The sequence below is a fragment of the Pedobacter foliorum genome (assembly GCF_013266735.1).
GTDB classification, from domain to species: Bacteria; Bacteroidota; Bacteroidia; order Sphingobacteriales; family Sphingobacteriaceae; genus Pedobacter; species Pedobacter foliorum.
The window spans coordinates 389,405-415,645 of sequence record NZ_JABSNU010000004.1 but is presented as its reverse complement, the minus strand read 5'-3'; the positions used below and the strand labels follow the sequence as shown (position 1 = coordinate 415,645).

Sequence of the window (26,241 nt, the reverse complement as noted above, 5' to 3'; positions counted from 1 at the left end):
CCTCTACGATTATTCAATACTCAGGCCAAACAACCCAAACCACCTTTAACTATGTTTAAACCGAAAATAGACTGTGCTGTATACTATACAAAACTACCATGCAGAGATACTATCGTCGCCACGCGGGTCGGCACCACCCTGATAATAGCCCCATTTGGTTCTCAAAATCGCATCCACCCTACCGATTGGCCCTCGAGGAGCAATACTGTACCCCTTTGCCTTAAGCTTCTGAACAGCTAAACTATCCAATGCATTCTCTTCAGTATACACCTCATCGGGCAACCATTGATGATGAAACTTTTTAGCTGCCACGGCCTGTTGCATACTTTTATCAAACTCTATCACACTTAATATTGTCTGAAAAACCGAAGTAATAATGGTAGAACCACCTGGAGTACCCACAACCATAAACAGCTTACCATCCTTTTCAATAATAGTAGGCGTCATAGAACTTAACATCCGTTTGCCGGGAACAATGGCATTGGCCTCGTCACCCACTAAACCGTACATATTAGGTGTCCCGGGCTTTACCGAGAAATCGTCCATTTCGTTATTTAACAAGAAACCAGCTCCCTTTACCACTACCGCTGAACCGTACGACCCATTTAATGTTGTAGTTATCGCCACAGAATTACCCTCCCTATCTACAATAGAAAAGTGCGTAGTTTCCTCATGCTCACGTACATTTAAATCGCCTTCCTTAATAGAAGAACTTGGCGTAGCCTTATCCCAGCTAAAATTGCTCATCCTGCTTTTTATGTAAGCATTATTTAAAAGCTGCTGCTCTGGCACCTTGTAAAAATCAGGATCACCGAGATAGGCAGCCCTATCAGCATACACCCTACGCTCGGCTTCAACTACCAATTGAACTGTCGAATCAGCATTTAAGCCCCATCTTTTTAAAGGAAAAGCCTCAACCGACTTAAGCAATTGCAATAACGCAATACCACCACTTGAAGGCGGAGGCATTGTAATAATTTTATATTCTTTATAGTTACCTATGATAGGTTTACGCCAAACCGCCTGATAGTTTTTAAGGTCTGTTTTAGTGATAATGCCCTTTCCTCGTTGCATCTCAGCGATCAAACTATCGGCAACAGCACCTTCATAAAATCCTGCACGGCCTTTGTCTCTAATCTGCTCCAAAGTACCAGCCAATTCTCCTTGCACTAAAACATCCCCTTCTGCCCAAGCACTTGCTTTTAATAATGCAGTACCTTGAGGATTGAACTTAGTAAAAGTTTCTTTTAAGGAGTTAAGCTCCGCGGCTTGCCTGGTACTTACTTTAAAACCATTTCTTGCTAATTCTACAGCAGGCTCAATTAAATCTGCCCATTTCAGCTTACCATACTTAGCATGTGCCTCAACCATACCGGCTACCGAACCCGGAACACCGGAAGCAAGAGCCCCATATAAACTTTTATCAGTAATGGCGTTGCCTGCAGAATCCAAATACATGTCGCGAGAGGACAATGCACCTGCTTTTTCTCTAAAATCTAAACTATTGGCCTCTCCCGAAGCAGAGCGAAAAACCATAAAGCCGCCGCCACCTAAATTACCGGCATTCGGATAAACAACGGCCAAAGCAAATTGTACGGCAACCGCAGCATCAACTGCGTTACCGCCTTTTTTTAAAATACTGAGCCCAACATTAGAAGCTAGCGGACTGGCCGAAACCACCATTCCATTTCTATATTCTGCACTGTTCTGCTTTCCGAGTTGTCCTCCAACACATCCTGAAAGCGCTAACCCAACAAAAAAAGCGAATACAATATGTTTATTCGTGTTTCTCTTCCTTGTAACTCTCTGCATCAACATAAATCTTTTCTATAATATCCTTATTCTTTTCGAGGATAACTTTCCGTTTCAGACTCAGCTTAGGCGTAAGCTCTCCGCCGTCAATACTCCATTGTTTAGACAACAGGGCGAAGCGTTTAACCTGCTCCCATTTACCAAAATCCTTGCCCGATAACAGAACGATCTGTTGAAATTTCTCTAATACATTTACATCCTTTGCCATTTCCGCATCGGTAGAATAGCCAATTCCCTTTTTTTCTGCCCACGCTTTTAGCGCAACAAAATTAGGAACGATTAGTGCAGATGGGAACTTACGATTCTCGCCAAGCACCATAACCTGCTCTACCAAAGGAGTTTCCTTAAACTTATTCTCTATAATTTGAGGAGCCACATACTTGCCCCCCGCAGTTTTAAATATCTCTTTCTTACGATCGGTAATTTTCAGGAACTTACCTTTTACCAACTCACCAATATCTCCGGTATGGAACCAACCATCCTTATCAATGGTTTCGGCAGTCAGATCATCGCGCATGTAGTAGCCTTTCATGATGGCATGACCACGTGCCAATACCTCTCCGTCTTCGGCAATCTTTACTTCTACTCCCTCAATTGCAGGCCCAACAGTGCCAAACATGGTATTACCGAAGTGATTTACCGTAATTACCGGAGAAGTTTCCGTTAATCCATAACCCTCAAATACCGGCATACCAGCTGCCCAGAAGATCCTGGCCAATCGCGGATTTAATGCTGCGCCGCCAGAAACAATAACAATAATATTGCCCCCAAGCGCCTCTTGCCATTTCTTAAATACCAGTTTTCTGGCGATGTTTAGTTTGAAATTATAGAACCAACCACTTTCAATTTCATATTTCTCTGCTAAGGCTACGGACCAAAAGAAGATTCCCCTTTTGATACCAGTAAGCGCCTTTCCTTTTTCCATGATCTTCTCGTAAACCTTTTCCAATAACCGAGGAACTGTAGAAAAAACTGTAGGCTTCACAAACTGAATATCGGCCACAATAGTATCCATACTCTCGGCATAATAAACCGACGTATTGGTGAACATATATAGGTAAATAACCATCCGCTCAAAAATGTGCGACAATGGTAAGAAGCTCAATCCTGTTCTGATACCATCAGGTAATAGAACCGCAGAGTTTTCGAAGTTTTTAACCAGGTTATCATGCGTAAGCATAACTCCTTTAGGTGTTCCGGTTGTTCCCGAAGTATAAATAAGTGTTAAAATATCCTCGGGTTTGATCTGGTCTCTATACTCATCTAAATTTATCTGAGACTGCTTTGCTTCTGATTGCTTTGTTCCATCGGCCAAAAGCGCAGACCAATTATCGGCACCCGAAACCTCATTAAACGTATACACTTTAATGTCAGAACCCATTTCTGCACATACATTCTTTAGCTTTTTATAAAGTGCTTCATCGGCTGCAAACACTACACTAACTTCAGCATTTTGGAGAATGAACTTGATGTCGTGCTCTGCAAGGGTTGGATAAAGCGGTATTTGATACGCACCAATTTGCATAATTGCAAAATCGGCAATGTTCCACTCGGGCCTGTTATGTGAAATTACTGCTACCCTCGATCCTTTCCCAATACCAATACCAATCAATCCTCTACTTAAAGCATCAACTGTATCACAAAACTTTTGGGTACTGTATTTTACCCATTGTCCGTTTATTTTACCACTAACAAATTCTTCTTGCGGAAATTTCTCTAAATTGTATTGAAGCAAGTCGAATACTCTTGTTATCGTTGCAGCCATGGTACTTCGCTTATATTTGTTTAAGGATCTAGTTAATTAAAGATTTTTAAGTATTCCAGTATTTTAGGGATTTGGCAAAACTGTTATCCCCCAATATATTCTTTTCGTACAACCCTTGTTTCCCAAACTTAACTAAAAATAATTAATTATGTTTTACAATTGCATGGTGATTTTCGTCATTTTTAGAAGCTGACAGAGATCCTACCGTCATCCTGAATTTATTTCAGGACCCCCTCAAGAGAAAGGAAGCCTTGCTAGTATGAGATGCTGACCTCGAAGAAGCTGCGAAGCATCTAATCTGACACATTATCAGTTTCAATAACAAGACTATTTCCAAACCGTTTCAGTATCCCATAAGTATTGAAGATGATTTTTTTATTACTAAAACTTGCTGCTTTTATAGGTGGGTTACTATAAAAAGTGCGGTTATTTATCATAGAAGTAAAGCTATCAGCTTCATCATCTGTCTGCCAAATGTATTTATCTTTTTCTTTTAGTGAATTGATATGATTAACTAATCCAATAATTTTTAAATCCGGTATGAGAACAAGGTATTTATACAACTTTTCATCTCCTGATACATTTTGTTTATCTGAAATAAGCGTATCATTAAAACATAAAATTAATTCGTCAATAATCTCCTCCTTACCATCAGTCGTTCTTTTAACAACTCTCGAATACAACTTTGCTGGTATTAAAGCCCCTGTGTTGCTAACAATGCTATAGTTTGACAGTTCGGGTAATTTCCTATAGCATTTTACAACATACATATAAAATAACACGGATAGTGTTAATATACCAATAATGACAATTGTCAATTTGAATTTCATCGTAAATAATCTATGGATATGGTCTTCTTCAAAGTAATAAGTTCCGTAGCCACTCCAAACCTTATAAGCTTTAATACCTTCATAGCAAAGAACTAAATTTTATGCTAGGCATTATATTTAAAATATCTTCTTAAATAAGTTAACACCCAAACAAAAATCGCCACTATAACCAAATCATATACTAAATATGATGATAAAAAAGAGACCATAAAAGAGCTTCCCATCTCCGAATCATAATTCTTTTTCTCTAAGTAAGGGAAAGGAAAGCCTGCTTCAACAAATGAAAATTGATTCCAAAGAAATGGCAGTGCAGATACCAATATGAAAGACAAAATAAATATTGCAAAATACTTCATATGTTTAAATTAAGTTTCTAATTATGCTTATATCAATACATACCTCTTACTCCCTGCAACTTAACTAAAAATAATTATCAATATGCAATCACAGCCTGAATTTTTCTATGGAATAACAGTAAGTCAATATTAGTCCAGCTAATTTCTCTTACCAATGGCAAGAGATTTGTAACACCTGACATTACTTGAAACTCTTTTTGTAACTCGAAAGACAATTTTGGCACAGTAGTTTTCCCCAACCATTCTTCTGCTTTTCGATAATCGACTTACTAATTTCCTAATACAAATTGATCAACTGAGTTGATATTATTGGTATCCATATTATAAATTAAAGAATCCTTGTAAAAATAAAATAATGGCAGCTATTAACACAATCGCGAATACGCCCCAAAGACCTATCAATGTGTTAGCGTAAGCGTAAGGACTCGAATTTTCTTTATCTTGCTTTATTCTCAATCCTTTGTACATAAAAACGGCTACTAACACCAGTATTCCACTTATAATTATTCTAATATCCATATCATATTTTTAACGAATATCAGCTACGATTTTACTTTCCATCTATCGATGCGCCTAATGCTAACAACAAACTCATTTATTGTTCTATTTTGTTAGTAACTCATAAGCAATGGCAGTCAACAAACTAATACTAAAAACTATAAAACTCAACCCCAATATTCTTTTTTTATAGTAAAAAACAAGGAGCAAGCCAAGTACTAACATTACCGGACCACTAAAAAAGACTTGAACATATCCTTGATACCGAAAAACATCTTGTACAATAAAAAGCGAACAAACTACCGTAGTAACTAAAAATATAGCTATTACATAAATCATCCATAAAATTATTTTATTAATAGAATTCCCCATTACACAAATTATTTGCAAGGCACAAACTGATGCTGCTTTGCTATTTTTAATACTAACATTTCCTTCATTGTACTGTTACTCACCAAAACTCTATGACCAGCAGAATGTCCGCTACCAAAAAACTCGCTTGTGCTAATAATTGAAAAGTTTCTTTGTTCGGGCATTGGAAAAAAACCTATTGTTGTAGGGATATATTTTTTCCTAGTACATTTTTGGCAAGTGGTATAATCCAAATTTTCAATTTTAAGTGGCGTATCCAATCTTGGAAGTATAATTTGCACCACAGATTCTGCTTGTTCAGTTTTTTTATTAAGCCTAACTGTTCTCATATCCAAGCCAAGTTTCTGAAAGAACTCCTTATATAAGGTTCTTTCAGAAAGCAGCTCACCAAACACCCAATGCAATGAAACTAACGAATTGGGCTTTATATTTGGTTCCTTTTTTATGACAAAATCTGCTTTTTGTTCACCAAATGCACCACAACTATAACAACTATCTAGATATGTGTTTTCCAAATATTTAGGCTCCTCTGGTTGTGGATATGCGAATGGCCGTCCCCCAGTAAAACACAATACTTCTGCATCAAGAATCTCATTGTCCGTAAATTCAGCTCCTATCACCCCGTCTTCCAAATTGAAAATATTAACATATTCCTTAATTAAATTATATTCAACAGAACTTTCATCCAAGTCTTTTGAAAAATAAATTAATCCCAGATCTTCTTTCAATATGCTTTCCAAGACAGATTTCATCGATTCATCGGAAATCTTGCCAAAAATTCTTCTATAAATTTTCACAATGATTCAAGAGCATTATTAACCATAACAAGTTTACTTTTTCTTAATTAGAGACATCTATTGAGCCCGAATTTTTGCATTGTATTTATTAAACATAGCCTCATCTAACCTGCTTTATTACCGATAACTCGTATAATAAACTAATTCATTTGCTTTATAAATCTTCATCGTACATTGCCTCAATTCTTAAATAACCAACATTCCATCTTTCAAATGCATTGACAACGCGTCATTAAACGATTCAGAAACTTGTTCAAATTCAATTGAAATTGATTCACAAATATCTAAGTCAAAATACTCCGCAGCTGGCTCTATCAAAACCTCAATTCTGGATCTCGTCGAAGTAAAATGCTTGAGAGGGATTAAAAAACGAATTAATTTAGTTATCAGCCCTACCACATCCAACAGCTAAAACAATAGCAGTTAAGAAATATTTTTTCATAGCTCATAGTTAATTCCACCTAATTGGAGCAGAGCAAACTCTAAAAATATCTCCACCAATCATCAAGACCTTCAGATATCTTTAAACCACTTGGATAATCAATGGAGAAAAAATTATGATTCCAATTAAAATCACTCTTATACTTCACAACCTTCAGATTGCTTGTTTGTAAGTTATCCGTTTTTATTAAAAAGCTTTCACTATTTGGTCTTACTAAATTTAATGCACGTTGAAGCACTTCTTCATTTTCAAGATATGTATTATTCTCAATTATATTTAATATAATATCTGCCTCCACAAAATATTTCAGTTCAATACACATGTAAATCTTCTCAACTTCGTCATCATCCATAGCCAACAGATTACAATAATAAATTTTACTGTTATCGTTTCTACAAAAGGCAGAAACAATGTTATCGTACCAATTATAAATTACAACTTCTTTGAACTTCATACATTACTTGAGTATATCATTTTCATTCTGAAACGATGTTAAATATTTATCATCAACTGCCACTGCATTAATTGCATTTTCAGCGAGCCACTTTTCTTTGAATTCCTTTAACCAGATCATATTATCACTAATCTTTACAATTGAATTTTTATAGCAGTCATTTCAATGATCTTAACAAATTCACTTTTGCTTAATTAGGGACATCCATTGAGTACCTCTATGTTTTACTACGGTATCGCCAACTTCTATTTCATACAAGTCATCATACCATCTAACCCATTCTAAATCAAAATTATTATTATTAACAGTAATTGTTTTATGATAAGAAGAACGCACAACATTTTGAACTACACCCTTAAATTCAAAGTTTAAGGCTTTATATAAATAATAAAAAGATAAAGACCAATAACAACAAAAAACTAACAAAATAGAATAAAGTAAATACTTTTTCATTGCAATAAGGTTTGCTCGAAGTTAAAAAGAAAAAGCCTCATTTACCTCGGTTTTCATATCTTCTTTGGGCTTAACAAAAAACACATGTAGCTTATCTTCAATATCCTTTCCCCTTGTAATGCCCTTAAGTTGACGGAACGTATTTATACGTTTGCCTTAAAATAAGCTTTGCGGTTACCACATTTCTACAGAAAAGTAGAATCACTAAAGATATAATCGTATCAAAGCCTCCCTCTCCGTATTGTTGCAATTCCAGGTTAGTTAATCTTAACAAAAAAATTAAATTTGCGTACACACAAAACGCTAACAAATGAAAAACTTACGCTTTCTTATGCCGCTTGTAGCAGTGCTACTGGTCAGCTCTTGTAAAAAAAAGGACACTGTTGCCGCTCCTGAACCCCCTGAAGAAATTAAGAAATCTCCTTTCCTTCCCGACAGCACTTCGTTTACTATCAATGGAAAACGTTACACCAATGCATTAATAACTCCTGGCACCTCTAGAGGTTATGGAAATAGCGGTGTTAATTTGCAATTTGGTAATACTAATGGAGAATGGAGTATTGGTTCGGGAGATGGTTACTGGGTTGGCGAAGTTGATTCAGTACAATATTCATCAATATCTAAAACTAAACTAGAACATGATGAAGGGGCTATTACAGTTTCGTTTATAAAAAAATATAAAAAGGTAAATATATCGAAGTTAGGTTCTATGTACTATCCCAAAGTTGGAGATAATTTTTTTACTTTGGGCGACTACCCTTATGCCGTAGATTACGAGCGAACGGGTAAAGATGAAGGTGTAGCAATAAATTTATTTTTAAATAGCCATACGTTAACTTCATATAGCCAGTTATCAATATCCACGCCATCACAGCTGACGGCAAAGAGCCACAGTAACTCAAAATTCAAAATTCTAAAAATAGAAGAGATTAAGGGAACTGATTTTATTATTCTTGAGGCTGCATTTGAAGCTACTTTGTTTGATAAAAATGAGAATGGTGTTAAAGTTACTGATGGATTTTTTAGGATTACTACACCAAAGCATGGAGAAAGACTTGACTCTTTTACTCTCCTTTATTTATACTTATAAGAAGAAGAAGCACTATTGCTTGGAAAATAGAAAAAGATTGGCACTAGCGCCAATCTTTTTTTTTGTAGGTTAATTTCCTATAGGGATAATGAAATTATGCGATAAAGCTACCCGCGTAAGTGCTATCGGCTACACCCTTCCTATCCGCAGCAACAAAAGAAACGTAGGTTTCCATCTGTTCTCCCGCCAAACTTTCTGGAATTTGCAATTCATCGGAGCCCGACAATCGGCTATTGCCAAAGGGCTGATAAATTATCTTTTTTGATTCTACGAAATAAGCCAGCATCATTACCTGATCGGTTGCTTCAGGCCAGGCCATTTGCGGATTGGTATCCCAGCTAAACTTAATAGCCCCAGCTGTTTGCTCCGTTACTAAATTCTTTACAGGCTTTAAAAACCCTCTGCTCACCAACACTTTATCGTAAGCAATTTCGAGATCCGGATAGCTACCTTTTATGATCTTATTTCTATTATACTCCACCGCAAAGTTGTACGGACTATCCCCTGCCTTAATAGGTTCTGTACTAAATCCAACATCAATAAAAGCTTTTAGATCTCGAAAAAATTCACCAACCAATTTAACTTCCAATCTGTTTTTTAGCTGTTTTACTGTTGGAGGGTTAGTGTTTACGCCAATTTCTCGGCACACATTTTTACCATTAAGTACATAATAGACCATATTGCCAATCCTTCCGGTAAAGGTACCATGGGGGCCGTTTTGTATTATACCCATAATTCTGTTTACTATTTGGTTTAATTTACTAGCACATCTCATGGCGCTAATCAAATATAAACCACATCTACCTGATAACCAAACAATAGACTATAAAAACAATTAGAAAATCACCAGGAAACAATCACAAAATAATTAGGTTTCTAGGGGGTTGAATAGGGGTTGCGTTAGGGTTGCTTTATGCTAGAGGGAAATCAACCCCCTAGAAACCCCCTGGCAAACGGTGCGAAATCCAGTGATTTCCTAGTGATTTCTCAGTGATTTCCCAATAATTTCTAATAACAAACTAATTGCACACAAATAGCCCTCATGAGGCTTCAGTATACAACGCCAAATCAGCATCCAGATCCAGGATTTTAAAGGAGAAAATTGTAAGTCGTATTTACTACAGATTTTGTTTTTGGGCTTCTTTAACGAATTCCAAATAGTCTTCAATTGGTTCTAACCCTATTTCCTTTCTTCTGTCATTAACAGTTTCCGGATCTTTGAGTTTTTTAGGTATTGGCGTTCCATCTGCTTTATAGTCAAGCTGAGTACCGTAAATTTGAGACTTACCCGAGTTTACATTCACACGATCGGTTAACCAGGCGTAATTTGAAGGATCAGCCTTTTTCCGCTTCACCTCTACTTTCATTTTCTTTAATACCTGTTGTTGAAATTTCAGGTCGTGATCACTATGTTGTACACATAACCAAAAATTCTTGGATGCCTCCTTACCCACTTTATCGTAGTTTGGGAAACCATATTTATAAAATATTTGTTTTAGCACCTCAGTATTTCGAACAGTAGTTTCTCTAAAAATTTTCCTCAGCGAATCTCTGTTTTCAATTTTTGTGGTCCTCATATCCCGTCCTGCTTTTACATCCAGATTAGCTAAACTATCCAATTGTTTCTTTACTTCCGGATAAAGCACGGCGTCCTGACTGTAGCCTTTTGCGACAATAAAAAATATAAAGACGAGCATTAAAGTTTTAAGCTTCATTGTCAAATTGTTTTAAGTGAACTGCGATTAAGTTATGTTACTAACATGCAATTGAATAACCTTTAGTAAGACTACGAATTATTTGAATTGCCTTGGGTTATTTAACACATTTTAACTTCGGAATGGTTACCGATCACCATTGAAAAGATCGTAGTTGGTATGCAGTAAAGCCAACATTTCTTCGTAAAAAGCAAGGACCTTTAATTGATCATTTGCACTTAGTTGATCTAGATCTAACGCGTAGGCTTTCTTTAAAAATTGATTTATATATTGCTGACATGTATCCAGCGAATCAGAAATTTGTTGATTTTGGCTCATGGCTCATTTTTAAGTTTTGTTAAAAATTGAGTCTCGGGTGGGATTTAAGGAAGCCACAATGCTGTAAACTACGAATGCACTATGGCGGGCTCTAAATACCGCACAATCGGGCTTCTCACGGCCTGGCCCACGGATTTACAATAGAGCCCATAACGCCATAGTGCACTCTCAAAAGTACAACAAATATTGTCATGGGCATTAACCTACTGTCTCTAGGCCTATTTGTGAGAATTTGATTGTAGAGACTCTTGTATTAATACCTCGTTTAAGAAGTAAATTATATTATATCTTTTATTTTTTTATTGATTGGTTTTTACATGCCAGCCTGTTTCTACTTTTTGATTGATGTGTTTTACTTTTTGGATAGCGCGTTTCCTTCTTTTGTTGGGCAATAAATTAACTTCATCACCTACAACTCCCCTATCAAATCAAATATAATGAGATCATTTAAACTACCGTTAATTTCCTGGTAATTAATATTTTGACTATACCGAAAAACCTATGAATGATAGTTCAAAATCTTGGACATGCCACGCTAACAGATGTAATTACAACTAGTTATTTTCTTCTTCAATAAAACTACTCCTCTGAAAACCAGCGTTTATAATCTGAATGTCATGGCGTGGCACAATAGTTGTAATGTTAGCTTTCATCTAATACAAAGTTAAAAACAGACATTATGAAAAAATTAATCTTTACTCTATTTTGTTGCACAGCATTGCTAGCATTAACATCTAATGTAGCTAATGCTCAAAGTTATAAAACCGCGCTAGGTATGCGCATTGATGCTGGCGACGGTTCAACTGGAGTTGGTTTTAACGTTAAACATTTCTTCTCTAGAAACGGTGCAGTTGATGCGAACCTTATCTTTTTTGATGGAAACGTTGTTGGTTTAGGTGCAGAGTTTCAATACCAAGCTCCTATTCAAGGTGCAAGAGGATTAGACTGGTATTTGGGTGTTGGTCCTAACTTCTTGTTTGGAAAACATGATACTGCAGTTCAACTTAGACCTACTGCTGGTTTAGATTTTAAAATCCCTAATGCACCAATTGATTTCGCATTCGACTGGCGCCCAATGTTTACACTTAATCAGGGAACAGAATTTACCGCAGCACGTTTCGGTATTTCATTGCGTTACGCATTCTAATAACACAAGAATTTAAACATCTTTCTACTGAAAAACAGCAAAGGCTGCGAATTGTATTCGCAGCCTTTGTTTTATGTCAAGGTTTTAAGAACGGTCTCTCGCCCTAAAAGAGTTCCGAAGCAAATTAGCCTAATCAATATATTGCCGTTTTGCTATATCTCTTCACAGGACTAATGCACGCTCCTTCCTCTTACTTCGAAAATGGGTGTACTATGGCATTATTAATCTCATTTACAATGGACTGAATAACTTTCGCAGGATCATCATCTCCAAGGTTGGCCAGTATACCAAGCATTTTTACTTCTGGGTTCTTAGACCTTAGGAAGAGTTTGTAGTTAACCTCGGAAATTCGAACCAGTGCATAGCTTTTGTTGGACATAACCTTGTGTAATAGCGATCGTCATTTTATTTAAGTAACAACTTCTCGATTTCCGCTACCGCTTTAGCACTAGAAGGGCCTTCAGCATTAGCTACCTTTCCTTCCTTATCGACAATCAAATACCTGGGAATATAGCTAATATTGAACTCTCTGCCCACTTCAGCACTTTGGGCATTGTTCAGGAAATAATGCTCGCCCTCTATATGGTGACCCGCAATCAAATTCTGCCAGGTGCTTTCAGTTGGCGAACTGATGCATAAGTACAAGAAAACAACGTCTTTACCGATGAACTGATCGCGAAGTTTTTTAGAATTGGCCATTCCCGAAAGACAAGGAACACACCAGGTTGCCCAAACATCCAGGTAAACTACTTTGCCCTTATATTTCTCAAGAATGGTTTTAACCAACGCATTAGGAGGCAGCTTTTTGGCATCGTTTAAAATAGATTTCGGAGAAAGTTTGCTTTTATAAAGCCTGTCATACGCCAGTTGGTAATCCTTTAAAAAGAGTTTCTTAACAGGATTATCTCTAACTAATGCTTTATAATCAGGAATTAATGAATTGATATTTACTAGCTGATTGTTCTCCAGTTTTTCCCTCAGAAGTCTAGTCAGGAATACATCCTTTATAAAACGATCTTTATTAGATGCTATCAGGTCAAAAGTCGCTTTCATCTTAAACGTTGTCAGGTATTCACTATCAAATTTCATAAAATATGTTTCGTTAAAATACTGCGTATCTTCCTTAGAGGCCTTATTAACTGTATCAAGCATCTTCCGGCAAAGTGCCTTTTCATCTTCCGAAAACTCAATATGTTCTTTTAGTAGGTACTTAGCCATGTCAGTAATCAGGATAGTGACCTTCCTCTCAGTTGCAAATGTTTCCCTCAGCAAAAATTGATAATAACCATTTAAAAACCTCTTATACCTGAAGTTTCCGTAGGCTTTCTGATTGTTTAAAGGGGCCCCAATTGAGTCTAAAAATTGGAGTAGATTCGGATCCTTTTCTTTTGTTTTATAGAGTGCCATTAATAAATGGCTCCCTGCAAGATATTTCGAATCAAGATCCATTTGTGTTTTTAGAAACGGATCGGCATTAGTAGCACTGAAATATTTAGTATTAAAATCGAGCGCCTTTTTCAATTGCACGGCTAACAGTTGTTTAAACGGAACATAATCGCCTGATTTTAAAGAATCCAGAGATTCAAAAGGAACGAGATCACTTGAAACAAGGGCTTCATTTAACGAGCTATAATAATTTTCAAGTCGGTTATTTGAATTCGCCATATTACCTTTAAACCTATTTATGGTTGTATAATCCTTTAGCCATTTATAATCAAAGTCCATCACATCCCCTGGTTTTGCAAAAAAACGCCCCATAAAATACATACCGAAGCGGATATCATCTCCGAACTTAACTCCTTGAGTGAGCTGTATTTCCTGATAACCGTTAACGGGGAAAGTAACGCTAAAATCGCCTATGCTATCTTTACTAATTGGTATAATGACATCCTTGCCTGTAATTAGGTCTGTATAATGAAATGCATATACGTCCAATAAACCTTGGTTTGGAGCATATTGTTTAATATTACCTGTAATGGTGATGTTTTTTTGCTCTGAAATAGCCAGCTTAGTGGAAGGTGCTGATCTGTCTTTGTTCTGGCCAAATACAGTTAGACAGGTAGCTAATAAACAAAAGATAATTGTAAAGAAGGAATAAAGAGAGCGCATAATTTTAAGTTGTAATTGGTTAGTATTACCTACAAGATAAACATTTGCTTAAATGACAAAAGTTATTTAACTTTTTTTAACTAATACGTACTGAGGCGATTGCTCATAAGCAAGAGTGCTTTAATCTAGTATAAGCGGCTGGTAAACAGCAAAGGCTGCGAATTGTATTCGCAGCCTTTGTTTGTATATGCTTAGCTAAAGCGACCGTTGTGTTAAACCGAACGCTGTATTGAAGCGACTGTTGTGCTGAATTTATTTCAGCATCTCGCAATAGCTAGGTTTGGCTTTCTCTTGCGAGGTCCTGAAATAAATTCAGGATGACGGGGAGCGCGCAGCATCGCGAGGCGTAGCATGGCGAGGTGCAGCATGAAGGGGGCGCACAGCATTGCGACCAACATTCATCATTTCATACTAGCTTATTTACCCGAAAGCCAAACAGCCCTAACTGCCTTTTCAGCGTCAGTAGCGTTTTCATTAACCGTAGTTACCAATTTAACATTGGGATTAGCCTTTAAAGTAAGTGAGATATCCCTCACCAAACCGTCTCTTCTAATCGTTACGGTAATTACATCACCAACATTTTTGGTGGTAACTACCGGCATTTTCTCGATAGCAACCTCAACAGGAACACCATCGACAGTAATCACCTGATCGTTAACATTTAAACCACCAACCCAGGCAGCAGAATTACGAGAAACGGCAGTTACAATCATATTGCCTTCTACCTTTTTAGAAGCCACACCTAAATACGGTATGCTCTTGCCTTCATTTTCGTCGACAACATTAATACCGGCATAACCGAAGTATTTTTTGTATTCAACAACATCAGTTCCGTTTACATATTTAGCCCAGAAATCAGTAAAGCTGATGCCACTGATTTCCTCAACCATAGCTTTAAATTCGGCGTCAGTATAACCCCTGCCTAATTTTTTATAGTACTCCTGGTACATAGCTTTCATCACATCATCCAAACTCTTAGCTCCTTTTGTAGCATGAGCAATTTCGATGTCCATTAGCATCCCCACAACCTCACCTTTGCTGTAATAAGATATGGTTGAGTTGTTTGAGTTTTCATTAGGACGATACCCTTTAATCCATGCATCATAGCTAGATTCTGAGGCCGACTGAACTCGAGAACCCGGTGTATTTACTACGTTAGAAATTGCTGTTGCAAGTGCCTGCGCTGTTTCTTCGATAGTGAAAAAGCCAGAGCGGTACGTTAGTTTATTCTCGTAATACGATGTAAACCCCTCAGCAACCCAAAGGTTTGTAGTGTAGTTTTCGTTATCGTAATCAAACGGGCCTAAAGCTACAGGGCGTAAACGTTTTACATTCCATAAGTGATAATATTCGTGAGCTACAAGATTTAAGAAATCCTTGTAACCCTTTTGATCAGCATATTTATCTCTGGATGCACCAAGTACAGTAGAGTTTAAGTGCTCTAAACCACCACCACCGGTTGCAAAGTTATGTACTATGAAAGTGTAGTGTTTGTTCGGGTTCTCCCCATAAATAGCAGTTCCTTCATCAACAATTTTAGCCATATCAATCTTTAGCTTTTCCTTGTCGTAGTTACCACCACCATACATAGCCACCTCGTGTTTCACGCCAGATGCGGTAAATTCGAAAACATCCTGATTACCTACTTCAATCGGGCTATCGAACAAGATATCAAAGTTTGCAGCGGTATAAGTAAATGGCTTTCCACTTACCGGCTCTAAGCCTGTAGATACCTTTTCCCAACCTTTAAAAGGGTTCACTTTAACTGTGTTTGGCAGGTTTAACATGCCATCAGGATACATAAATATACCTGTGCTAGATAAAAAAGCATGACTTGCATCAACAAATGATGTACGTACAGATACTTCGAAGGCATACACACGGTACTTAATTTTTACACTTTTTGCTTTGGCAGAATATATTCTCCAGGTGTTTTTTCTTACTTTCTCGAACTTAACAGGTTTATCGTTTGCGGTGGCCGAGAAGCCTTCTACGTTTTTCGCGAATTCGCGAACCAGGTACGATCCCGGTGCCCAAACAGGCATTTTAACGTCTACAAAATCCTTTGTTAATCCCGAAATGTTCATTTCCATTTCTACGTAATGTGCTTGCGGTTCAATGAAATTTACCTCGAACCCTACCTTCATCTGCGACTTAGCTGTCATACTTATTGATAGTAATACTATTAATCCTGCTAATGATGTTCTCATTAAAAAATCTTTATTAATATTAAGTTAGTTGTTTTTTATAATGCCAAACTTATATAAAACTAGTTTAGCTTTGGGTAAGCCACCTAAAAAAATTACACTGGTGTTAGTTACAAAATGTAGATTTTATGTGCATTTTAGCGCTCCCCGTAAGTAAAATATTACGTTAGTAGGGCTGTAACATCCTTAATACAAGGGCTATGAGGCACCATAATTGAATATTTTTGCACGTTAACAAAGTCAATACCGCCATTATGAAGCTTAAGTATATCGTTTATACCCTAATTGTTTTAGGGTTTCTTTATTTAATTTATTACAGAATTTCGGCCAATAAGGCTATCGAAAATTCGGGCGGAGGCGGTAAAGGCGGAGGCAAGGGTGCTAAAGCTGGTGCACCGGCAATGAACGTAAACGGGGTGGTTGTAATTACATCTTCTTTTAAAAATGATTTGGATATAACCGGCGCTATTGATGCCAACGAAGCAGTTACACTTAAAAGTGAGGTATCTGGTTTAGTTACCGGAATCCATTTTAAAGAGGGCACAAATGTGAATAAAGGTGCGCTTCTGGTAAAAATTAACGACAGAGATATACAGGCGCAATTGCAGGATGCGTTAACTAAAGAACGGTTATCGGCTACTAACGAAGCTCGCGCAAAACAGCTTTTACAAAAGGGTGCGATTAGTCAGGAAGAGTACGATACTTCGCTTGCAGATTTGCAATCTTTGAAATCACAAACGCAATTGATTCGTGCGCAATTGGCTAAAACATCAGTATACGCTCCTTTTAGTGGAAAGATTGGATTGCGCTCTATTTCGGTTGGCGAGTACATTACCCCTACAAATGTTATTGCAAATTTGCTTAGCATTGATCCTGTTAAAATAAACTTTGCCGTGCCTGAAAAGTACGCGGGTCAGATCAAAATAGATTCGGAAATCTCTTTCAGAACTGATGGTTCTGCAAAAACATACACTGGTAAAGTGTTTGCTATTGAGCCGGGTATTAATTCGCAAACAAGAACTTTGCAGATTAAAGCTTTGGCAGCTAACCCGAATAATGAATTATTACCGGGTGCTTTTGCTAAGATAAAACTGGCCCTTACTACTTTAAACGATGCCATTTTGATTCCTAATGAGGCCATTATTCCGGTACTTGAAGGAAAAACGGTGTTTGTAACTAAGGACGGACAGGCACAACAGGTTCCTGTTGAAGCCGGAACTCGTACAGCAAAAACTATTTTAATTACTTCGGGAATAAAAGTTGGTGATACAGTTTTAACCTCAGGTGCCATGGCTCTTAAAACAGGGACGCCGGTGCATGTAACCGTTACTAAAAACTAAGCGCGCAGGATGAGTATTTCGACCACGAGTATAAAGAGGCCGGTTTTGGCCATTGTAATGAACCTCTTGATCCTGTTGTTTGGGGTTATAGGTTATAACTTTTTGGGGGTTAGGGAGTTTCCGAATATTGATCCTACGGTTGTTTCTGTAAGGACTTCTTATCCGGGAGCCAACTCTGATATTATTGAATCGCAGATTACTGAGCCGTTGGAGAAATCTATTAACGGGATTGATGGGATCAGGAATATTTCTTCGTCGAGTAATCAGGGAAGCAGTAACATCACCATCGAGTTTAATCTCGATAAAAACATAGATGATGCGGCTAATGATGTGCGCGATAAGGTGTCGCAGGCGGCAAGGAGTTTGCCTAAAGATATTGACGGTAATCCGGTTGTAAGTAAAGCGGACGCCAACTCGGATGCGGTTATTACCATGACCATCCAAAGCGATAAGCGCAACGTGATGCAGCTTAGTGATTACGCCGAAAACGTGATTGCCGATAGGTTGCAGACCATAACCGGCGTGAGTAGCGTACAAATACAGGGGCAAAGGAAATATGCCATGCGTATTCGTATAGACCCTAATAAACTGGCTGCTTACGGGTTAACTACCCAAGATATTGTTAGTGCTTTAGATAAGGAAAACGTTGAGTTGCCATCAGGTAAAATAACGGGCGCGAGTACCGAGTTGATTATTAAAACGCTGGGTAAATTGACGGATGAGGATGAGTTTAACAACCTGATTCTTAAAAATGATTCGGACAATGTAGTGCAATTAAAAGATGTTGGCTATGCGGTTTTAGGTTCTGAAAATGAGGAGACTATTTTAAGGGAATCTGGTAAACCGATGGTTGCCGTTGGATTGGTTCCACAGCCAGGCGCCAATTATCTTGATATTTCTAAGGAGTTTTACAAGAGGTTTGAGCAGCTTAAAAAGGATATCCCGCAGGATATAAAATTGAATATTTCCTTGGATAACACCAGGTTTATCCAGAGTTCTGTTACCGAGGTTGCTGAAACGATTATCTTGTCGTTGGTATTGGTTATCCTGATTATCTATTTGTTCTTTAGGGATTGGGCTATCGCAATAAGGCCGCTGATTGATATTCCGGTATCGTTGGTGTTTACGTTTTTTATCATGTACATTTTTGGGTTTTCTATTAATGTATTGTCGCTGTTGGCAATTGTACTGGCAACGGGTTTGGTGGTGGATGATGGTATTGTGGTTACGGAAAACATCTTTAAAAAGGTGGAGGAAGGCTACTCTCCTTTTGAGGCTGCCATTAAAGGTTCTAATGAGATTTTCTTTGCGGTTATTTCAATTTCGGTTACGCTGGCCGCAGTGTTTTTACCGGTTATATTTTTGCAGGGCTTTGTAGGCCGGCTGTTTAGGGAGTTTGGGGTGGTAATTGGGGCGGCAGTGCTCATATCGGCATTTGTATCGCTTACTTTAACACCGATGCTTAATGCTTACCTGATGAAAAAGAGCGGACACAAGAAATCTAAGTTCTACGACATGACGGAGCCTTATTTTGTGGCCATGAATGATTGGTACGAGGAGAAACTGAATAAGTTTTTAGACAGAAGGTGGCTTGCGATTCCTATTATTTTGGTGTGTTTAGGGCTTATTGTTTTGTTTTGGAAGATATTGCCTAAAGAAACTGCGCCTTATGATGACAGGAGTGCAATTAATATGAACCTGACTTTACCTGAGGGTGCTTCGTTTACGTATACGGATGCTTTTGTTGGTAAAGTTGCTCAAATGATTCAGGACTCTGTGCCTGAGAAAAAAGTGGCCATTACGGTTACTTCTCCGGGTTTTGGTGGTGCGGCATCTACCAATAGTGCTTTTGTAAGGATGGGTTTAACTGATCCTCATGAGCGTTCCCGCTCGCAGGCTGATATTGCTGCTTCTTTAACAAAGATCACCAAGAAATATACGGAAGGAAAAGTGGTTGTAACGCAACAGCCGACCATTTCGGTTGGTCGTAGAGGTGGTTTACCTATCAATTATATTATTCAGGCTCAAAACTTTGAGAAGCTTAGAGAAAAGGTGCCTCAGTTTATGGATGAGGTTGCTAAGGATCCTACTTTTACTACTTCGGATGTGAATTTGAAGTTTAATAAGCCTGAAATTGATTTAACTATTGACAGGGCTAAGGCTAAAAACCTGGGGGTGTCTGTGGCAGATATTGGTTCTGCTTTGCAGTTGGGCTTAAGTGGTCAGCGTTTTTCTTACTTCTTTATGAATGGAAAACAGTATCAGGTTATTGGTCAGTTTGAGCTTGGGGACAGAAAAGACCCACTTGACTTGAGTTCTGTATATGTTAGAAACGATAAGGGTGAATTGATTCAGATTGACAACCTGGTTTCTACTAAGGAGGAAAGTAGTCCGCCGCAGTTGTATCGTAATAACCGTTTTACCGCAGCAACTGTTTCGGCAGGTTTGGCTCCTGGTAAAAGTATAGGTGATGGTTTGGATGCGATGGACAGGATTTCGGCTAAAGTATTGGATGAAACATTTTCTACTGATTTAGGCGGTGAATCTCGAGATTTTAAAGAGAGTGCTTCTAATACTTCTTTCGCCTTTGGCCTTGCATTGTTATTGGTTTATCTAATTCTTGCGGCTCAGTTTGAGAGTTTTAAAGATCCTATCATTATTATTTTAACCGTACCGATGGCTGTTGCAGGGGCGTTTTTATCCCTCTGGTTATTTGGTCAAAGCTGGAATATATTTAGTCAGATTGGTACGATTATGCTTATCGGCCTGGTTACTAAGAATGGTATTTTGATTGTTGAATTTGCTAATCAGCTAAAGGAAAAGGGCAAAAGTGTGCATGATGCAATTAGAGAGGCGTCTGTATCGAGGTTAAGGCCTATTTTGATGACCAGTTTGGCTATTGCTATTGGTGCGCTTCCTATTGCAATGGCTTTGGGCGCGGCGGCAAAAAGTAGAATGGGTATGGGCATTGTAATTGTTGGTGGTACTATATTCGCACTGATTTTGACGTTGTTTGTTATCCCTGCTATTTATTCGTTCTGGTCTAAAGAGCATAAGGAAAACTCGGAACTGCAAGAGTCGTTAATTGCTGCGCTGAAAACCGAAAATACATAAGGGCCATTTACAAAGAGAAAAATGAAAAAGCTTAATTTAATTTTGATCATACTTCTTGCAGCCTTTGTACAAAATGCATCGGCTCAGGAGAAACTTACGCTTCAACAGGCAATTACCATCGCACTGCAAAATAATTACGATATAAAATTGGTTAACAACAATTTGCAGATTGCAAAAAACAATAACAATATTGGTAATGCAGGCTTTCTGCCGGGTGTTACTGGTAATTTTGCTACTAATGGAAGCAGACAAAACACTGTACAAACTAGTTCTACAGGGGTTGAAAGAGTTGCCGATGGGGTAAGAAACACAAGTACCAATTACGGTGCGGCTTTAGACTGGACTATTTTTGATGGTTTTAAGATGTTCGCTGCTTACGACAAGTTAAAGGAGTTACAAAAACAGGGTGAGGTAAATGCTAAAGCCACTATATTGACTACAATTGCGGAGGTAATTAATGCTTATTATTCGGTAGTAAAGCAGCAACAATTGGTGGTTGCCAATGATAGTGCACTGGATATTTCTCGGTTTAGAGTAACTATTGCGGATAATAAACTGAAGCTTGGGAAGGGTTCTAAGCTTGATGTTTTAGCCGCTCAGGTTGATTACAACACGGATACTTCGGCTTATTTACAGCAAAAGAACTTGTTGCAAACTGCTATGATTACTTTGAATCAGGTGATGGCCAGATCTGTTGACACCAAATTTACGGCAGAGGAGAATATGGACATTGATTATAAGTTGAGTTATACTTTGCTTCAGGAGCAAACTTTGCAGCTTAATCCTGATTTGCAGAATGCTTTTATCAATAAAAAGGTAGCTGAGCTTAGTTTAAAGGAGGTTAAGGGTCAGCGGTATCCGGTAGTAGGCGTAAATGGAGGTTATGCATTTTCAAGAAGTGCTAATCCGACAGGATTTAACCAGAAATTTAGGGGTCAGGGCCTCTCCTATGGCTTAACGGCTAGTATGAATATTTTTAATGGTTTCTTGCAGCGTCAGAATGAAAGAAATGCCAAGGTTCAAATTAATTCGTCGGAGTTGGAATTGGAAAAAACTAAGCAAACAATTAGTGCTCAGTTGTTAACTGCCTTTGAGAATTATAAAACCAGCCTGGATTTGTTAAAGGTGGAGACTAAAAATGTTGACATCGCCAGGCAAAATCTGGACATTACTTTGGCTAAGTATAGGCTTGGTAGTATTGCACCTTTGGAGCTTAGAGAAGCACAGAGAAATTCAATAAATGCAATAACAAGGTTTCTGGATGCTCAGTATCAGGCAAAACTTACAGAAATCAGCTTAAAAGAGATCAGTGGTACTTTAAATATCCAATAAGATTAGTATTTTTATCGCATGATTCTAGTGGCAGACAGCGGTTCGTCTAAAACCGATTGGATGGGGTACAGCCCCGATGAAAAAATCAACTTTAGTACGCAAGGAATAAACCCTTATTTCCTTAATGCGCATGACATCTTTAAGTTGTTTTCGAAGAAGAAGGAGATTGCTGCCTATGCGGATAAGGTTAAAGAAATTTATTTCTTTGGCGCAGGATGTTCGTCGCCTGATAAAATAGAAGTGATTTCTAATGGGATTTCTTCTTTCTTTACCAAGGCTTATGTTTCTGTTGAGCATGATTTGATCGGTTCTGCCTATGCAACTTGTGGGGATAAAAAAGGCCTGACTTGTATTTTGGGTACAGGATCTAACATTTCTTATTACGACGGTAAAGAGGTTCATAATGGAGCGCATGGTTTGGGCTATGCTCTTGGTGATGAAGGCTCGGGCACCTATTTTGGTCGTAAGCTGATTACAAACTACTTGTATCATAAAATGCCGGCTGATCTTGCAGCTGAATTTGCAGAAACTTATCAGGTTGACAAGGAATCAGTAATCACTAATGTTTATCAAAAACCTGCACCAAATATCTATTTGGCTTCGATAAGTCGTTTTATGGCTACTCATCAGGATCATCCTTTTATCATCAATATTTTGCGTGAGGGTTTCCAGGAATTTGTTGATTCGAACATTAAGGATTACCCTAATTATAAAAGTCTTGATACTCACTTTGTAGGTTCTATTGCTTTTTATTACCAGGATATTTTAAGAGAGGTTTGTCTTGAAAATCATGTAAAAGTTGGTAAGATTTATCAAAAACCTATTGAGGGTATTTACAATTATATCTTAAGAAAAGAAGGCATTATGGTTTAAGCTGTCGTATCTTTTTGATACCATAGACAGCTCCTGCAGCAAGCAGTAAACTAATACCCCCATCAATCGCTACATCAGGGTCATTTCCCGGAAGGCCGGGATCATCCCCCTGAGCCATAGCAGTGCTATTTAAAGGAATTAGCAGGATTATTAATGCGTGTTATCTACAGACGTGTTTCTTCAATACATATTTTCTCATCTAAGGCTAATTCTAGCAAATACAATTTTGGAAATCTATATATTCTACATGAAATCACCCAAACCTTTCAGTGGATTTTATTTTTATTGGCACAATGATGCTTAAGCAACTGCATGAACTGCAAGTCGTTTATTCATCTCTACAGTAATCATTGATGCAATCCAATCCAGTTTTTTCTGATCAATAGAACTAAAGCATCTTGATTTATCATCAATAATACAAACTGTTCCTACACTAAGACCTTCATTTGTTGTAATAGCAGCTGAAGCAAAGAACTGTAATCCAAGTTCTCCAAGTACCATGGGGTTTAGAATTAACCCCGGGTTTTCAGTTATTCTTTCAAATTTAGCAATGCATTCTTTCTGCAACGCAATTGAAGAGATATTTACTACTGTATCAGAACTAGTACTTCTTTCTTGCCCAGCCAGCCCCCATACTTTTTGGTTATCTACAAAATTGACCATGGCCAAAGGAACATTCAACATCTTCGCCGCTGTAGCGGCCAGCCTGTCAAATATTGGTTCAGACCTGGTATGTAAAATTTTATATTGTTCTAAATTTTCTAAACACTGGTGGTCATTTGGTGAAATTACATTGATTCCAATCATACTTACAATTCCTAAAACAGTTTACAACTGACTATTATTCCCATAACACATACAACCGAGAGATTGCATGGCGCTCAACTATAGTAGCAGTAAAACAATTACCATACCCGATTTCTTTACATTTACGAAAAGGCATTTCTGTTTCTAAAAAACATGGAGAAAATCTGCAGTTTATTGCTAATTAAACGGCATATCAATGAATGTGCTATGCTCATTTAGGAGATAAATCACATCGGAATTGTGTATTACAAAAACTACAACCTCACTAAATCAAGGGGTAAACTTTGCTCAAATCGGAATCTATTCCACAATATTTGGATTTCAATTAATGATAGATTTAAGCTCTTGGCATAATTTGCTTATTTCTTCTTCAGTGTTGTAATAGTGAACTGAGGCACGAACCACAGTAGAAAACCCGTTCTTATCCATATAAATTGGGGTTGCTTGTGCGCCACCAACTGATACATTGATGTTACGCTCAGCCAACTTTGTCTTGACATCCACACTCTCTAGGTCCTTCACAGAGAAAGTAACAATACCACTAAGATTTTCACCAGAGTCGCGAATAACTATGCCTGGAATTTTAGCCAACTCTTTTCTCATCAACTCTGACAGGTGCCGAATTCGATACCATATGCGATCTAACCCAATATTTATTGCATAGTCCACTGCTCTTCCAAGCCCAAGCGTAAGAGCACGACTTTTTTCGTAAAGTTCAAACCGACGGGCATCTTGTCTTAACGTGTAGCCTGACAAAGAAACATTGGAGGCAGCAAAGAAGTCTAACAATATAGGCTTCATTTTTTTTTGAGCACCCTTTTTTACAAATAAGAAGCCCGTTCCTCTTGGGGCTCTTAGATATTTACGCCCGGTAGCTGATAGTATATCACACTTTATCTTTTTTACATCCAAAGGCATTTGACCCGCACTCTGACAAGCATCCACCATATACAATATCTTATTCGTTTTTGCAATATTGCCTATTTCTTCGATAGGTAGAATACTCCCTCCCGAGGACGAAACATGAGTTACAGCTATTAGTTTCGTGTTAGGAGTAATTGCTTTTTCCAATTCAGGGATAGAAAAATTCCCTAAATCATCGTTGGGAATTACCTTTACTTTTATACCACTTTGTTTTTGCACATCAACCAAACCAATAATATTTGTGACATATTCCATTTCGCTAGTAATGATTTCATCTCCGTCATTAAAGGTTAGTCCCTTAAATGCTGTCCCCCAAGCTGCACTGGCATTTTCAAAAATGGCGATCTCTTCTCTATTTGCGTTGATCAACTTAGCTATGTTGTCATAGACACCATTGATTTGATCCATATGATTCGCCTCAGTTTCATACCCACCACCCAGTGCTTCTTCTATCAAATAATCTACAATGGTTTCGATAACAAAATCGGGAGGTAGTGAAGACCCTGCATTATTGAAATGAATCAGCTGGGATGTACCCTTCGTTAGATTTCTCATAAATTCTAACTCTTCGTTGTTTATTGTTCTAGTGTCCATTTGTTTTATTTATTTAACTAATACAGCTGATTCTTAAATCTTTTAGCTAATAATCCAGTCGCTTGTTCCGGATCAATATCGGCAACTATTATTCCTGCCTCCCCATAATTTTGATGAGCTATGCAATTGCCGTTTGGGTGGATAATTGAACTGGCAGATTCAGAATAATTTGAGGCGTAATTAACGCTGGCAAAATATATGGTATTTTCCATTGCACGCATCATCATGGCCTTTTCATAATATGGATTGTCCTTATGTCCCCACTCCGTGAGTTGTTTACCACGCTCCGTATTAGCTGTAAATTGTGGATGAAATACAATTTTAGCACCATTTTGTGCCGCCCATCGCACCGACTCAGGGTATCTAAAGCCTTCATGACATATTGTTATACCAAACTTCACTCCTTTTACTTCAAATAACTGCCTATCCGTTCCGGCAATCCAAATTTCATCTTCGGTTGGGTCTAACTGATTTTTTGTTTGCTTTCCAAGAATCTCACCCTCTTTAGATATTACAAAAGCTACATTTTGCAAACCTACCGAACTATACCAATCCATTGGGACGATAATAGCAATAGAATACAGCTGAGCCACTTCACTAACACGCTTTAAAGCAGTTTCCAATGATTCGGATGTGCGATCATTAGTGGAATACCCCATCCCAGGATAACCCGGCAAATATGATTCTGGGAAACAAATGATATCGGCGTTCATTTCACTAGCATCTTTTACCATTTTTTCAAGGGAAATTAACCCTGACTTCAGGGAATCAGGAATAGGGGGCGATGCCAGTGCAACTCTCATAATAATGTTTAAAAAATGATCGATAAAATTAGATTCTTCGCTTCCAATTGCTGGTAACTAAATTATATAAATAGTTACACAAAGTGGTA

The 26,241-nt window shown here is 37.8% G+C and carries 23 protein-coding genes; 6 read left to right on the top strand and 17 right to left on the bottom strand.

The annotated features are described in order from the left end of the window. Positions 1-93 precede the first annotated feature (93 nt). The 7 genes from ggt to HQN83_RS11445 form a co-directional block, all read right to left on the bottom strand. On the bottom strand, positions 94-1,812 hold the full coding sequence (gene ggt, locus HQN83_RS11475) for a gamma-glutamyltransferase (RefSeq protein ID WP_173090473.1): 1,719 nt from the start codon (positions 1,810-1,812) through the stop codon (positions 94-96). After that, complete coding sequence (locus tag HQN83_RS11470; protein WP_173090472.1) at positions 1,778-3,577, bottom strand: AMP-dependent synthetase/ligase; 1,800 nt, start codon at positions 3,575-3,577, stop codon at positions 1,778-1,780. Before HQN83_RS11470 ends, ggt begins: the two co-directional genes overlap by 35 nt. 293 nt (positions 3,578-3,870) lie before the next feature. Continuing rightward, positions 3,871-4,407, bottom strand: a complete 537-nt coding sequence (locus HQN83_RS11465; protein ID WP_173090471.1) for a hypothetical protein — start codon at positions 4,405-4,407, stop codon at positions 3,871-3,873. Between the two features lie 677 nt (positions 4,408-5,084). Next, positions 5,085-5,282: a hypothetical protein gene (locus tag HQN83_RS11460; protein ID WP_173090470.1), complete on the bottom strand. Its 198-nt coding sequence runs from the start codon at positions 5,280-5,282 to the stop codon at positions 5,085-5,087. Positions 5,283-5,641: 359 nt separating this feature from the next. Next, positions 5,642-6,430: a hypothetical protein gene (locus HQN83_RS11455; RefSeq protein ID WP_173090469.1), complete on the bottom strand. Its 789-nt coding sequence runs from the start codon at positions 6,428-6,430 to the stop codon at positions 5,642-5,644. A gap of 482 nt (positions 6,431-6,912) precedes the next feature. After that, the gene (locus tag HQN83_RS11450) at positions 6,913-7,326 is read right to left on the bottom strand and encodes a hypothetical protein (RefSeq protein WP_173090468.1); all 414 of its coding nucleotides are present in this window, start codon (positions 7,324-7,326) and stop codon (positions 6,913-6,915) included. A 180-nt stretch (positions 7,327-7,506) separates the two neighbouring features. Then, positions 7,507-7,779 (bottom strand): hypothetical protein, encoded by a 273-nt coding sequence (locus tag HQN83_RS11445; protein WP_173090467.1) that lies wholly within the window; start codon positions 7,777-7,779, stop codon positions 7,507-7,509. A 310-nt stretch (positions 7,780-8,089) separates the two neighbouring features. Here HQN83_RS11445 and HQN83_RS11440 point away from each other — a divergent pair, with 310 nt between their 5' ends. Next, complete coding sequence (locus HQN83_RS11440) at positions 8,090-8,869, top strand: hypothetical protein (RefSeq protein WP_173090466.1); 780 nt, start codon at positions 8,090-8,092, stop codon at positions 8,867-8,869. Positions 8,870-8,963: 94 nt separating this feature from the next. Here the strand turns inward: HQN83_RS11440 and HQN83_RS11435 are convergent, their stop codons facing one another. From HQN83_RS11435 to HQN83_RS11425, 3 genes are all read right to left on the bottom strand, one after another. Continuing rightward, on the bottom strand, positions 8,964-9,602 hold the full coding sequence (locus HQN83_RS11435; protein ID WP_173090465.1) for a DUF6266 family protein: 639 nt from the start codon (positions 9,600-9,602) through the stop codon (positions 8,964-8,966). A 385-nt stretch (positions 9,603-9,987) separates the two neighbouring features. Continuing rightward, on the bottom strand, positions 9,988-10,584 hold the full coding sequence (locus tag HQN83_RS11430; RefSeq protein ID WP_173090464.1) for a DUF6624 domain-containing protein: 597 nt from the start codon (positions 10,582-10,584) through the stop codon (positions 9,988-9,990). Between the two features lie 126 nt (positions 10,585-10,710). Further along, positions 10,711-10,902 carry a hypothetical protein gene (locus HQN83_RS11425; protein ID WP_173090463.1) on the bottom strand — a complete coding sequence of 64 codons (192 nt, stop codon included), beginning with the start codon at positions 10,900-10,902 and terminating at the stop codon, positions 10,711-10,713. Between the two features lie 679 nt (positions 10,903-11,581). Between HQN83_RS11425 and HQN83_RS11420 the strand changes: the two genes are divergently transcribed. Beyond that, the gene (locus tag HQN83_RS11420; RefSeq protein WP_173090462.1) at positions 11,582-12,049 is read left to right on the top strand and encodes a hypothetical protein; all 468 of its coding nucleotides are present in this window, start codon (positions 11,582-11,584) and stop codon (positions 12,047-12,049) included. A gap of 190 nt (positions 12,050-12,239) precedes the next feature. On the opposite strand, the gene HQN83_RS11415 is transcribed toward HQN83_RS11420, so the two are convergent. From HQN83_RS11415 to HQN83_RS11405, 3 genes are all read right to left on the bottom strand, one after another. Beyond that, entirely contained in the window at positions 12,240-12,428 is a 189-nt protein-coding gene (locus HQN83_RS11415; protein WP_173090461.1) for a hypothetical protein, read from the bottom strand. A 26-nt stretch (positions 12,429-12,454) separates the two neighbouring features. Continuing rightward, positions 12,455-14,158 (bottom strand): TlpA family protein disulfide reductase, encoded by a 1,704-nt coding sequence (locus HQN83_RS11410; protein ID WP_173090460.1) that lies wholly within the window; start codon positions 14,156-14,158, stop codon positions 12,455-12,457. A gap of 416 nt (positions 14,159-14,574) precedes the next feature. Beyond that, the gene (locus tag HQN83_RS11405) at positions 14,575-16,368 is read right to left on the bottom strand and encodes a M61 family metallopeptidase (protein ID WP_246254460.1); all 1,794 of its coding nucleotides are present in this window, start codon (positions 16,366-16,368) and stop codon (positions 14,575-14,577) included. 251 nt (positions 16,369-16,619) lie between these two features. Here HQN83_RS11405 and HQN83_RS11400 point away from each other — a divergent pair, with 251 nt between their 5' ends. Genes HQN83_RS11400 through HQN83_RS11385 form a run of 4 tightly spaced genes read left to right on the top strand, consistent with a single transcriptional unit; the run spans position 16,620 to position 23,024 of the window. Further along, positions 16,620-17,705 (top strand): efflux RND transporter periplasmic adaptor subunit, encoded by a 1,086-nt coding sequence (locus HQN83_RS11400; RefSeq protein ID WP_173090459.1) that lies wholly within the window; start codon positions 16,620-16,622, stop codon positions 17,703-17,705. Between the two features lie 9 nt (positions 17,706-17,714). Continuing rightward, positions 17,715-20,819 carry an efflux RND transporter permease subunit gene (locus tag HQN83_RS11395; RefSeq protein ID WP_173090458.1) on the top strand — a complete coding sequence of 1,035 codons (3,105 nt, stop codon included), beginning with the start codon at positions 17,715-17,717 and terminating at the stop codon, positions 20,817-20,819. Positions 20,820-20,840: 21 nt separating this feature from the next. Continuing rightward, a complete protein-coding gene (locus HQN83_RS11390; protein ID WP_173090457.1) occupies positions 20,841-22,151 on the top strand; it encodes a TolC family protein in 1,311 nt (436 codons plus the stop codon). A gap of 18 nt (positions 22,152-22,169) precedes the next feature. Beyond that, a complete protein-coding gene (locus HQN83_RS11385; protein ID WP_173090456.1) occupies positions 22,170-23,024 on the top strand; it encodes an N-acetylglucosamine kinase in 855 nt (284 codons plus the stop codon). Here the strand turns inward: HQN83_RS11385 and HQN83_RS25390 are convergent. The 4 genes from HQN83_RS25390 to HQN83_RS11370 all read right to left on the bottom strand — a co-directional run bounded on the left by HQN83_RS25390 (position 23,014) and on the right by HQN83_RS11370 (position 26,152). Next, positions 23,014-23,142 carry a PID-CTERM protein-sorting domain-containing protein gene (locus tag HQN83_RS25390; RefSeq protein ID WP_262890052.1) on the bottom strand — a complete coding sequence of 43 codons (129 nt, stop codon included), beginning with the start codon at positions 23,140-23,142 and terminating at the stop codon, positions 23,014-23,016. The two genes, HQN83_RS11385 and HQN83_RS25390, sit on opposite strands and share 11 nt — an antisense overlap. A gap of 182 nt (positions 23,143-23,324) precedes the next feature. Continuing rightward, positions 23,325-23,831: a GAF domain-containing protein gene (locus HQN83_RS11380; protein ID WP_173090455.1), complete on the bottom strand. Its 507-nt coding sequence runs from the start codon at positions 23,829-23,831 to the stop codon at positions 23,325-23,327. Positions 23,832-24,152: 321 nt separating this feature from the next. Beyond that, positions 24,153-25,349 carry an aminotransferase class V-fold PLP-dependent enzyme gene (locus tag HQN83_RS11375; RefSeq protein ID WP_173090454.1) on the bottom strand — a complete coding sequence of 399 codons (1,197 nt, stop codon included), beginning with the start codon at positions 25,347-25,349 and terminating at the stop codon, positions 24,153-24,155. A 17-nt stretch (positions 25,350-25,366) separates the two neighbouring features. Next, positions 25,367-26,152, bottom strand: coding sequence for a carbon-nitrogen hydrolase family protein (locus tag HQN83_RS11370; protein WP_173090453.1), 786 nt, complete (start codon positions 26,150-26,152; stop codon positions 25,367-25,369). Between the last annotated feature and the right edge of the window lie 89 nt (positions 26,153-26,241).

Coding starts and splice junctions, on each gene's coding strand:
- ggt (WP_173090473.1), bottom strand. CDS start 1,812: ATGCAGAGAGTTACAAGGAAGAGAAACACGAATAAACATATTGTATTC.
- HQN83_RS11470 (WP_173090472.1), bottom strand. CDS start 3,577: ATGGCTGCAACGATAACAAGAGTATTCGACTTGCTTCAATACAATTTA.
- HQN83_RS11465 (WP_173090471.1), bottom strand. CDS start 4,407: ATGAAATTCAAATTGACAATTGTCATTATTGGTATATTAACACTATCC.
- HQN83_RS11460 (WP_173090470.1), bottom strand. CDS start 5,282: ATGGATATTAGAATAATTATAAGTGGAATACTGGTGTTAGTAGCCGTT.
- HQN83_RS11450 (WP_173090468.1), bottom strand. CDS start 7,326: ATGAAGTTCAAAGAAGTTGTAATTTATAATTGGTACGATAACATTGTT.
- HQN83_RS11445 (WP_173090467.1), bottom strand. CDS start 7,779: ATGAAAAAGTATTTACTTTATTCTATTTTGTTAGTTTTTTGTTGTTAT.
- HQN83_RS11440 (WP_173090466.1), top strand. CDS start 8,090: ATGAAAAACTTACGCTTTCTTATGCCGCTTGTAGCAGTGCTACTGGTC.
- HQN83_RS11435 (WP_173090465.1), bottom strand. CDS start 9,602: ATGGGTATAATACAAAACGGCCCCCATGGTACCTTTACCGGAAGGATT.
- HQN83_RS11430 (WP_173090464.1), bottom strand. CDS start 10,584: ATGAAGCTTAAAACTTTAATGCTCGTCTTTATATTTTTTATTGTCGCA.
- HQN83_RS11425 (WP_173090463.1), bottom strand. CDS start 10,902: ATGAGCCAAAATCAACAAATTTCTGATTCGCTGGATACATGTCAGCAA.
- HQN83_RS11420 (WP_173090462.1), top strand. CDS start 11,582: ATGAAAAAATTAATCTTTACTCTATTTTGTTGCACAGCATTGCTAGCA.
- HQN83_RS11415 (WP_173090461.1), bottom strand. CDS start 12,428: ATGTCCAACAAAAGCTATGCACTGGTTCGAATTTCCGAGGTTAACTAC.
- HQN83_RS11410 (WP_173090460.1), bottom strand. CDS start 14,158: ATGCGCTCTCTTTATTCCTTCTTTACAATTATCTTTTGTTTATTAGCT.
- HQN83_RS11405 (WP_246254460.1), bottom strand. CDS start 16,368: ATGAGAACATCATTAGCAGGATTAATAGTATTACTATCAATAAGTATG.
- HQN83_RS11400 (WP_173090459.1), top strand. CDS start 16,620: ATGAAGCTTAAGTATATCGTTTATACCCTAATTGTTTTAGGGTTTCTT.
- HQN83_RS11395 (WP_173090458.1), top strand. CDS start 17,715: ATGAGTATTTCGACCACGAGTATAAAGAGGCCGGTTTTGGCCATTGTA.
- HQN83_RS11390 (WP_173090457.1), top strand. CDS start 20,841: ATGAAAAAGCTTAATTTAATTTTGATCATACTTCTTGCAGCCTTTGTA.
- HQN83_RS11385 (WP_173090456.1), top strand. CDS start 22,170: ATGATTCTAGTGGCAGACAGCGGTTCGTCTAAAACCGATTGGATGGGG.
- HQN83_RS25390 (WP_262890052.1), bottom strand. CDS start 23,142: ATGGCTCAGGGGGATGATCCCGGCCTTCCGGGAAATGACCCTGATGTA.
- HQN83_RS11380 (WP_173090455.1), bottom strand. CDS start 23,831: ATGATTGGAATCAATGTAATTTCACCAAATGACCACCAGTGTTTAGAA.
- HQN83_RS11375 (WP_173090454.1), bottom strand. CDS start 25,349: ATGGACACTAGAACAATAAACAACGAAGAGTTAGAATTTATGAGAAAT.
- HQN83_RS11370 (WP_173090453.1), bottom strand. CDS start 26,152: ATGAGAGTTGCACTGGCATCGCCCCCTATTCCTGATTCCCTGAAGTCA.